Source organism: Bacillus cereus group sp. BfR-BA-01524, from assembly GCF_022662595.1.
In the GTDB taxonomy this organism is placed as follows: domain Bacteria; phylum Bacillota; class Bacilli; order Bacillales; family Bacillaceae_G; genus Bacillus_A; species Bacillus_A thuringiensis_S.
Genome location: NZ_JAKUDW010000011.1, coordinates 87,253 through 96,539, shown reverse-complemented (window position 1 = coordinate 96,539; position 9,287 = coordinate 87,253). Strand labels below are relative to the sequence as shown.

The following is a 9,287-nucleotide window of genomic DNA, read 5'->3' as shown; positions in this document are numbered from 1 at the left end:
CTACCATAACGGGCAGCCTCTTTCTTTTTGCGTAGATTGTCAGGCTTTGTCGGTAAGTCGATATAACTGAAAAATCGCCGATATAAATTGAGTTGCGCTGATATATTTGGAGAATCGCCGATATAAACCGAGTTGCGCTGATATATTTGGAAAATCGCTCATATAATTTCATTTACCACAAAACATAAAATCACAGGACATCTGCCTCTTATAAAGGAATATATATTCAAAAGGAGGCGGATTGATATGAAAAGGGTAATGTACGTTGTATTATTACTCAGCTTCGTCATCGGAATGACAGCGTGTAGCAGTGAATCGCCCTCAAGTCGTACAATTTTGTCTATCGGAAAACCAGCGGAGGATAATGTTATATATTTTACGCATACAGATAACAAACGAAAGATACATGATATACAAGACATGTTTCAAAATAAGAAGTGGAAAAGAAATGAAACATTCAGCACTGTTAATAAAAAGCCAGATGTCGTCTTATCAATAGATGAAAACAACAAAGGGTTACCGACGTTATATGTTACGGTGTATTTTCATGAAGATGGAGCGGACGCTCTTAACTTGCACGGCGAGCATACGACGTTAAATAAAGAGGAACTTAATAAACTTAGAGAAAAGATGAATGCATATTATCCTAAAATGATTTCTGGTCTAGTTTCATAAATTACTTACAAATAAAATCCCCTTATTCTTCCAAAGTAAACTAAGAGAAGGTGATCTGTCTATATGCAGTTAATAGAATATCACTTGCCACTTTAATTTTCTTTTAATATAATTAATTTAGAATTTTTAAATATTCTAAATTTTATAAAGGTGGGGTTTTTGTGAATCTCGTTCAATCTTTGGCTGAAACGGCAAAAAAGAAGGGGGATAAACCGGCTTATATATTTATGGATCAGTCGGTCTCGTATGACCAATTAAACAAAATGGTCACAAGGTTTTCTAGCAATTTAGCAGAAATGGGCATTGGAAAAGGGGACAATGTCGCATTAGTTGTTGGGAACTCACCACATTTTTTGGTCGGTTTATACGGAACAATGAAAGCCGGAGCAACTGTTATTCCAGTTAATCCAATTTATACAGCAGACGAAATGCATTACATTTTACAAAATGGAGATGTAAAAACAATCATCGTACTCGACGTCCTTCTACCTGTTATACAATCTCTTACAACAAGACTTCCTTCATTAGAAAACATCATCATATGCGAAACCTCATCAGATTTTAACCATACAGAAACCGAAAAAATGAAAACGTTTACTAGTTTTGTGGGGGCTGGAGATTTACAATACGAAGGCCCTGAACTAGATGAAGAGGATGTAGCGGTTATCCTATACACTTCAGGTACAACTGGAAAACCGAAAGGCGCTATGCTCACACATAAAAATTTATATAGTAATGCGAATGATGTTGCGTCTTATTTACAATTTACTGCTGACGATCGCGTCGTTGCGGCACTGCCAATGTTCCATGTATTCTGTTTAACAGTTGCGGTAAATGCACCGATTGTGAACGGGGCAACGATTTTAATGTTACCGAAATTTAGTCCGAAAGAAGTATTCCGTATTTGCCGTACGTACGAACCAACGATCTTTGCTGGCGTACCGACGATGTACAATTATTTATATTTATTTGAAGAAGCAAGCGCAGAAGATGTGAAGACGCTTCGCCTTTGTATTTCCGGTGGTGCATCGATGCCTGTTGCTCTTCTGCAAAACTTTGAAAAACGTTTTAACGTTATTGTTTCAGAAGGATACGGTTTATCAGAAGCATCACCAGTTACTTGTTTCAATCCGCTAGATCGTCCTCGTAAACCAGGATCAATTGGCACAAATATTTGGCATGTAGAAAATAAAATTGTAAATGAACTTGGGGAAGAAGTACCTGTCGGCGCAGTCGGCGAATTAATCGTTCGCGGACCTAACGTTATGAAAGGATACTATAATGCACCAGAAGATACAGCTGCGACATTGAAAGACGGCTGGCTATATACAGGTGACTTAGCGAAAATGGATGAAGAAGGTTACTTCTATATCGTTGATCGTAAAAAAGATATCGTCCTAGTTGGCGGTTATAACGTATATCCTCGTGAAGTAGAAGAAGTATTATATACGCACGAATCAGTAGCGGAAGTTGTTGTAATCGGTGTTCCTGATGAAAACTTAGGAGAAGCTGTGCGGGCGTACGTCGTTTTGAAGCAAGCAAACGTAACAGAAGAAGAACTAATGCATTACTGTGCGTTACATTTAGCGAAATATAAAGTGCCGAAAAGCATTGAGTTTTTAATAGAATTGCCGAAGAATACGACGGGTAAATTGTTAAGAAGAGCATTGAGAGAGAAAGCGATGCAAGTATAATGGAGAAAGATATCCCCTTTGGGATATCTTTTGTTTTTTAGAATTGACTAAGCTATAAAACCATATATTTAAACCGTAATATAACTAATACGGGGGGATATATGTATGGAACAAAAGGAATTGCGCTTACGGAACGTACAATATTTGATTTGTGATATTATGGATGCAATGAATGTGGAGAGTGAAAAGAAGAATCTAGAAACATTGCAGAAAGTAATTGACCACCTTTCAGGGGCGATCGGGGATTTGGTAGATCCAGCCAGTACGTATTCAATCGATTATGTAGAGAGAAAAGTTCATACAGCACATTATTTATTGTTTAAAAATGATCGGAAAGCGTATTTATGTAGAAAATAAAAAAGAGATGTTTTATTATTTTCTTACATATTGATAATGATTATCATGTAGAGGGAGTTTGTATGAAAATCCGAAGAAATAAAAATAAATTCCAAGTTGACACATATGAATTACAGAATTAAAATGAAAAGAAATCGAATACAATACATTAGAAGCTAATCAGATAAACTGAAGGCGCACAATGTTCACATTTGTGAATATATTGTGTGCCTTTTTCTATTGTATAAACTAAGGGGGCTTAACGATGAAAAAGTGGGGTAAGACAGCGTTTATGAAAAGTACAGGTGTTTTATTATCAGCAGTTGTACTTTTATCAGGGTGTGGTTCGGCAACATCCACTAGTAATTCTGAAGGAAGTGGAGATAAAAAAACAGTTGAGCTTTTAAATGTTTCTTATGATCCAACGAGGGAGTTATATCAAGATTTCAATAAAGATTTTGCGAAGTATTGGAAAGAGAAGCATGGGCAAACAGTAAATGTAAAACAATCACACGGGGGATCTGGAAGTCAAGCGCGCTCTGTTATTGATGGCTTAGAAGCAGACGTTGTTACACTAGCACTTGCTTATGATATTGATGCCATTAGCAAGAAAAAACAACTAGCAGAAGATTGGCAGAAGCGACTTGCGAATAATTCCACTCCATACACGTCAACAATTGTATTTCTTGTTCGAAAAGGAAACCCGAAAGGAATTAAAGACTGGGATGATTTAACGAAAAAAGGTGTGTCTGTCATTACACCAAATCCAAAAACATCAGGCGGAGCACGTTGGAACTATTTAGCGGCGTGGGGATACGCATTGAAAAAATATAATAATAGTGAAGATAAGGCGAAAGAGTTTGTTAGCCAAATTTATAAAAACGTAGAAGTATTAGATTCAGGAGCGCGCGGAGCAACGACAACATTTGTTGAAAAAGGAATTGGTGACGTATTAATCGCATGGGAAAATGAAGCGTTATTATCTCAAAAAGAGCTTGGAAAAGATAAATTTGAAATTGTAACCCCTTCTATTAGTGTACTTGCAGAACCACCAGTAGCGGTTGTAGATAAAGTCGTTGATAAAAAAGGAACGAAAAAAGTAGCAGAAGGGTATCTTGAATATTTGTACTCAGAAAAAGGACAGGAAATTGCGGCGAAAAACTTTTATCGTCCGCGCAATGAAAAAGTAGCAGAAAAATATGCATCCCAATTTCCGAAAGTTCAATTATTTACAGTAGATGAACTATTTGGTGGCTGGAAAAAAGCACAGGAGAAACACTTTAATGACGGGGGCGTATTCGATAAAATTTATCAAAAATAATGCGTACTGCTAAGGGGGATGAGGTGAAAGAGGATGAGGAAGAAGCGTGTTTTACCAGGGTTTGGATTATCGCTTGGATTTACAATGCTGTACATGAGTTTATTTGTACTTATACCACTTTCTATCGTATTTATTCAAACTTCACAGTTAGGTTGGAAGAAGTTTGCTGGGGTTATAACGAACGAGCGTGTGTTGCATTCCTATCAAGTTAGTTTTACAACTTCATTTGTAGCGGCTGTTGTAAATGCCATTTTCGGTTTATTAATAGCTTGGGTGCTCGTACGTTACAAATTTCCAGGGAAACGACTATTAGACGGACTCATTGATTTGCCGTTTGCACTTCCGACAGCTGTAGCTGGTATTACACTTACAACGCTTTATGCGGAAAATGGATGGATTGGGAAAATATTAAGCGTATTTCATATAAAAGTAGCATTCACATCACTCGGAATTATCGTTGCGCTTACTTTTATCGGTTTACCATTTGTCGTTCGAATGGTGCAACCAGTGCTGCAAAATATTGATAAAGAAGTAGAAGAGGCGGCCTCGAGTTTAGGTGCATCTCGCTTGCAAATATTTGTGAAAATCATTTTACCAGAGATCTTTCCCGCTCTTCTTGCAGGTTTTTCACTCGCATTTGCAAGAGCATTAGGAGAATACGGATCTGTCGTTTTCATCGCAGGTAATATGCCGATGAAAACAGAAATTGCACCACTCATGATTATGACAAAACTAGAACAATATGATTACGCGGGGGCAACAGCTGTAGCGACTGTGATGCTTATTATTTCTCTCCTTTTCCTTCTTCTTATTAATATGATTCAAAGCTGGAGTAGAAGGCATGAACTAAAAAGTGAATAGGAGGAGAGAAAATGGAACCAACAGTATTAGAAAAGAAAATAGTAAAAAGCGTATCAGCTAAAAAAGAATCTAAGCTTGTACCAGGCATATTAATTACGATTACAGTTTTATTTTTATCTCTCTTTCTATTACTGCCACTCATAACTATTTTTCTAAAAGCCTTTGAAAGAGGGATGGATGTATACATTGCCGCTATTACAGATCAAGAAGCATTTTCAGCAATTAGATTAACGCTTCTCGTTGCGTTAATCGTTGTGCCGCTTAATACGATATTTGGGGTAGCGGCCGCATGGCTTATTACAAAGTTTCAGTTTAAAGGAAAACAAGTATTACTATCCCTTATTGAATTGCCGTTTGCTGTGTCACCAGTTATCGCAGGATTAGTATTCGTTTTACTTTTCACACCGAGGGGTGCTCTTGGCGAATGGTTACTTGAACATGGAGTGAAACTCATTTTCTCTGTACCAGGCATTATTATCGCAACAATCTTTGTAACCTTCCCGTTCGTTGCACGTGAATTAATTCCCATTATGCAGGCGCAAGGGAAAAGTGAAGAAGAGGCAGCTTTATCACTTGGCGCAAGTGGCTGGAAAATGTTTTGGCGCGTTACGCTTCCAAATATAAAATGGGGTCTTTTATACGGCATGATTCTATGTAATGCCCGTGCTATCGGTGAGTTTGGAGCCGTTTCTGTCGTATCAGGTCACGTGCGCGGTATTACGAACACGATGCCGCTCCATATTGAAATTTTGTACAATGAATATCAATTTTCAGCAGCATTTGCAGTAGCGACGTTAATGTCATTAATTGCAGTGTTTACACTCGTTATAAAAAACTGGATTGAATGGCGAATGGAAAAACGACAATAAGAGGGGGATTACGGTGAGTATTCAAATTCAAGGTGTATCAAAGCAATATGGTATATTTCAAGCACTAACAGACATTCATTTGGATATTCCAAAAGGTGAACTTGTTGCCTTATTAGGCCCGTCAGGTTCTGGGAAAACGACGTTATTACGCATTATTGCAGGATTAGAAGAAGCGGATGGAGGCTCTGTTTCATTTGATGGGGAAGATTTAACAGACATTCACGTGAAAAACAGGCAAGTCGGTTTCGTCTTTCAGCACTATGCGCTCTTTAAACATATGAATGTATTTGAGAATGTCGCTTTCGGTTTAAAAGTAAGAAAGAAAAGCTTAAGACCGTCAGCAGAAGCGATAGAAGAAAAAGTAATAGAATTATTAAAGCTCGTAAAAATGGATGGCTTTGCTAAACGTTATCCAGCGCAATTATCTGGTGGACAACGTCAACGTATTGCACTAGCCCGGGCACTTGCAGTCGAACCGAAAATTTTATTACTCGATGAACCGTTCGGTGCACTTGATGCAAAGGTGAGAAAAGAATTACGAAGATGGCTCCGGAAATTACATGACGAATTTCAAATTACGAGCGTATTCGTAACGCATGATCAGGAGGAAGCATTAGACGTTGCAGACCGCATCGTTGTAATGAATGAAGGCTGCATTGAACAAATGGGAACACCGGAAGAAGTATATGAAAACCCAGCAAGTCCGTTTGTATATGACTTTTTAGGAAATGTAAATTTATTTCACGGCCGCGTTCATAAAGGAAAGCTAAATGTAGGGTCGGTCGAACTAGAAGCACCAGAGCATAAGCACGTTTCCAACGTAGACGGAATAGCCTACGTAAGGCCGCATGACTTATCAATCTCTCATACGAAACAAAGCATAGATGCAATCCCAGCAAAAGTATCTTATTCTCACGCAGTCGGACCTGTCGTATATGTAGAATTAAAACGAGACGAAACAGATGAATATTTAGAAGCAGAAATTACGAAAGAACAGTTCAAACAGCTGAACATTCAAGCGGGTGATTTCGTATACGTACAGCCGAAAGAAGTGAAAGTGTTTATTCCGGAGGATTTTGTAATTTAAGAGTGTTTACTCTTAAATTACAAAATCTATTAATAAGAAAAGGTCTCCTAAAAGATATTTTAGGAGACCTTTTCTTTGTTTATCGTAATAACTTTTTCTCACATGAAATGTAGTCGGAAGTTTGTATATATAATAGCGGAGCGTGTTCACACAACTATTTGGTACGAGTAGTAATGAAGAGATCCTTCTTACTTTCTTACATAAAATTTTTAATTTTGGATATTTGTATCATATGTTTCTGCAACAAACACAAAGTCTACATGCTCTTTATTAATAAAAATACTTGTTTTAGATGGAAGACCTGTTATGGTAGAAACAATATCAACCTCAACAAGGTCAAATCCTACACGATAAGCATCTTCAATTTCAATTCCACCAGTTAGAAAATGTAATCCATCCCCAAATGACTTAAATACAAATACATTTTCTTTCAAACTTTTATTATCCATTTCAATCCATTCTTCGTTAATATAAATCTTAAATGTCGTGCACTTTGGAACACATTCGATGTGATGTATCCCTTTATAACTATTAAGTGAAAACATATAGGTATGAGTTTCTTTAAAGTTAATATCTATCCCGTATTTAAAAGCAAAAGTTTTATATACCATCTCATAAAACAATGGCATTACAATATCATCCCATGCGTCATAGGCAAAAGCATGAATTGGTATTAGATGAGGATATAAACTTACAATCGCTTTTTGAAAATTAAGTAAGATGGTTGTATCTGTAATTTCTTTTAAAGAATCATCTATTTCATGATCATAATCTTTCGAAATTCTGTTATCAATCATATGACAAACTCCTTACATAGTCTTCTATATACTACGTTTTTCCGCATCATCAGTTTGTTCCTTCTTCAACTAAATTGCAAGTTTAACCGATGATTCCAAAAAGGCCCTTGTCTTATTTTATCAATCGTTAAATGGGGTGGAAAAAATATAAGAAACAATGCTATTACATGGGGCGGGATTTGGAGTAGGGAGGGTTCCTCTTTGGTTCAAAGAAAAGTAAATAAACAAAGAGGATAATAAAATATTGTTAATTGATTAAAGAGTTTCGCAGATGTAAAATAACTCTAAAAATGTAAGAATGTATTTTGAGAACGTATAATTATATATTATATCTATTGATTCGAATCTTTAAAAGGAGGGGAAACATGGAGGAAATAATAGGGATTATTCTGATTATAGGTGGTATGATTCCATTAATTTATGCAATGATACAAATCTATCGGCAATGGAAAGAAAAAGGGTCTTCTTTTGCTCTTAAATCAATAATTTTCCTAGCCGTAAGCATTTTGCTAGATACTGCAACAACTATTATATTGTGTATGGTAACAGTATTCATTGGTATTTGTTTAATCATCTACACATAATAAGTTCAAGAAGGCTAACTTATCGATTGTTACTAGTTGGAGGGATTGGATGAACTTCATTTTACATGGATCTAAACATACAGTTTTAGCTTCCGTTTTTGACTCATTTCAAGGTAGGGAAAAAGAGTTTAATTGGCTTATAACAGACATGGAGATTGTCGCACATCAGGAAGAGAAACTTATCCGAGATTATCCTAAAATGTCGTATCCAATAGTTTGGATAGCAGGTGAAGATCTTTCAAATCTCGTAAAGAAATATAATCCTCAATTTATTTGGGGTGTACTATCTGCGTTTGATAAATCTATAAACATTGATATTAATAATTTGCTTGTAGAGCCCTATGCAAATGGAAACGAAGGACTCTGGGTACCAAGTCCAAATATCCAGCACCCTCAAGCAAAACTTGAAATTGTTTGTTGGGATTCCAGTTTGATGTTGTTATTAAGTAACGATATAAATATTGATGATAAATTTAGAAATTACTTTAAAGAAGCTAGGGATTTAAATGCCTATAATTCGGAATTTTGATTTTTAATGTGGGTTTTCCAAATGAAGATTATGTAAATATATATAAGCAAACTTTCCCTTTAAGAAGAATCGCTTTTTTCGGTACTGGTGTATTAGGTCAAGTTGGGAAACTCGGTGCTTCATACGCGGTGGTTTTGTTAGATGGATAGTATACGGGGGATAAAAAAGGATATACGGATTATAAACCGAAAAAAACTAATTCTAAGAAAAGAAGGGGATAGATTAGTAAAATGGAGATGACACATATAATAATTGGTATATATAATGTTGTTTTTATTATAGCTGCATCGGTGTTTATGTTAAAAAGGAAAAACTATCGAGCTGTAATAGTGTTAGTAGTATGTCTCATATATATAATTCTAGTAAGTTTTACTTCATATATGTCGTTCTTTGGTTACATAATTAACACGTTAATTGTAATTTTTCTGGGTATTAGTTTCTTCTTAGCTAGTATTTTTGAAAAAGAAAAGTAAAGTCGATACCTGAGCGAAGTAGGTATGGGTTGTACGTTATTAAGTTTAGGTTAAAGGGAAA

Annotated in this window: 10 protein-coding genes; 9 read left to right on the top strand and 1 reads right to left on the bottom strand. The window is 36.1% G+C overall.

Going from position 1 to position 9,287, the window contains the following annotated elements:
• Positions 1-246 precede the first annotated feature (246 nt).
• The 7 genes from MR170_RS05870 (at position 247) to MR170_RS05840 (ending at position 6,843) form a co-directional block, all read left to right on the top strand.
• Positions 247-675, top strand: a complete 429-nt coding sequence (locus MR170_RS05870) for a hypothetical protein (protein ID WP_242307691.1) — start codon at positions 247-249, stop codon at positions 673-675.
• A gap of 161 nt (positions 676-836) precedes the next feature.
• Complete coding sequence (locus MR170_RS05865; RefSeq protein WP_001055170.1) at positions 837-2,369, top strand: fatty acid--CoA ligase family protein; 1,533 nt, start codon at positions 837-839, stop codon at positions 2,367-2,369.
• Between the two features lie 105 nt (positions 2,370-2,474).
• Positions 2,475-2,726 carry a hypothetical protein gene (locus MR170_RS05860; RefSeq protein ID WP_029442087.1) on the top strand — a complete coding sequence of 84 codons (252 nt, stop codon included), beginning with the start codon at positions 2,475-2,477 and terminating at the stop codon, positions 2,724-2,726.
• A gap of 244 nt (positions 2,727-2,970) precedes the next feature.
• A complete protein-coding gene (locus tag MR170_RS05855; protein ID WP_000758702.1) occupies positions 2,971-4,026 on the top strand; it encodes a sulfate ABC transporter substrate-binding protein in 1,056 nt (351 codons plus the stop codon).
• 33 nt (positions 4,027-4,059) lie between these two features.
• Positions 4,060-4,887, top strand: a complete 828-nt coding sequence (cysT, locus tag MR170_RS05850; RefSeq protein ID WP_098612921.1) for a sulfate ABC transporter permease subunit CysT — start codon at positions 4,060-4,062, stop codon at positions 4,885-4,887.
• An 11-nt stretch (positions 4,888-4,898) separates the two neighbouring features.
• Positions 4,899-5,756, top strand: coding sequence for a sulfate ABC transporter permease subunit CysW (gene cysW / locus MR170_RS05845; protein WP_000433860.1), 858 nt, complete (start codon positions 4,899-4,901; stop codon positions 5,754-5,756).
• A 13-nt stretch (positions 5,757-5,769) separates the two neighbouring features.
• Positions 5,770-6,843, top strand: a complete 1,074-nt coding sequence (locus MR170_RS05840; protein ID WP_242307690.1) for a sulfate/molybdate ABC transporter ATP-binding protein — start codon at positions 5,770-5,772, stop codon at positions 6,841-6,843.
• Positions 6,844-7,052: 209 nt separating this feature from the next.
• Here the strand turns inward: MR170_RS05840 and MR170_RS05835 are convergent, their stop codons facing one another.
• Positions 7,053-7,640, bottom strand: coding sequence for a hypothetical protein (locus MR170_RS05835; RefSeq protein ID WP_016082557.1), 588 nt, complete (start codon positions 7,638-7,640; stop codon positions 7,053-7,055).
• Between the two features lie 365 nt (positions 7,641-8,005).
• Here MR170_RS05835 and MR170_RS05830 point away from each other — a divergent pair, with 365 nt between their 5' ends.
• Positions 8,006-8,224: a hypothetical protein gene (locus MR170_RS05830; RefSeq protein ID WP_242307689.1), complete on the top strand. Its 219-nt coding sequence runs from the start codon at positions 8,006-8,008 to the stop codon at positions 8,222-8,224.
• A 49-nt stretch (positions 8,225-8,273) separates the two neighbouring features.
• Complete coding sequence (locus MR170_RS05825; protein ID WP_119683080.1) at positions 8,274-8,753, top strand: hypothetical protein; 480 nt, start codon at positions 8,274-8,276, stop codon at positions 8,751-8,753.
• The last annotated feature ends 534 nt before the right edge of the window (positions 8,754-9,287 follow it).

Excerpts from the sequence above, each read along its gene's own strand:
- cysT (WP_098612921.1), top strand. The coding sequence starts at position 4,060 with ATGAGGAAGAAGCGTGTTTTACCAGGGTTTGGATTATCGCTTGGATTT.
- MR170_RS05835 (WP_016082557.1), bottom strand. The coding sequence starts at position 7,640 with ATGATTGATAACAGAATTTCGAAAGATTATGATCATGAAATAGATGAT.
- MR170_RS05825 (WP_119683080.1), top strand. The coding sequence starts at position 8,274 with ATGAACTTCATTTTACATGGATCTAAACATACAGTTTTAGCTTCCGTT.
- MR170_RS05870 (WP_242307691.1), top strand. The coding sequence starts at position 247 with ATGAAAAGGGTAATGTACGTTGTATTATTACTCAGCTTCGTCATCGGA.
- MR170_RS05830 (WP_242307689.1), top strand. The coding sequence starts at position 8,006 with ATGGAGGAAATAATAGGGATTATTCTGATTATAGGTGGTATGATTCCA.
- cysW (WP_000433860.1), top strand. The coding sequence starts at position 4,899 with ATGGAACCAACAGTATTAGAAAAGAAAATAGTAAAAAGCGTATCAGCT.
- MR170_RS05860 (WP_029442087.1), top strand. The coding sequence starts at position 2,475 with ATGGAACAAAAGGAATTGCGCTTACGGAACGTACAATATTTGATTTGT.
- MR170_RS05855 (WP_000758702.1), top strand. The coding sequence starts at position 2,971 with ATGAAAAAGTGGGGTAAGACAGCGTTTATGAAAAGTACAGGTGTTTTA.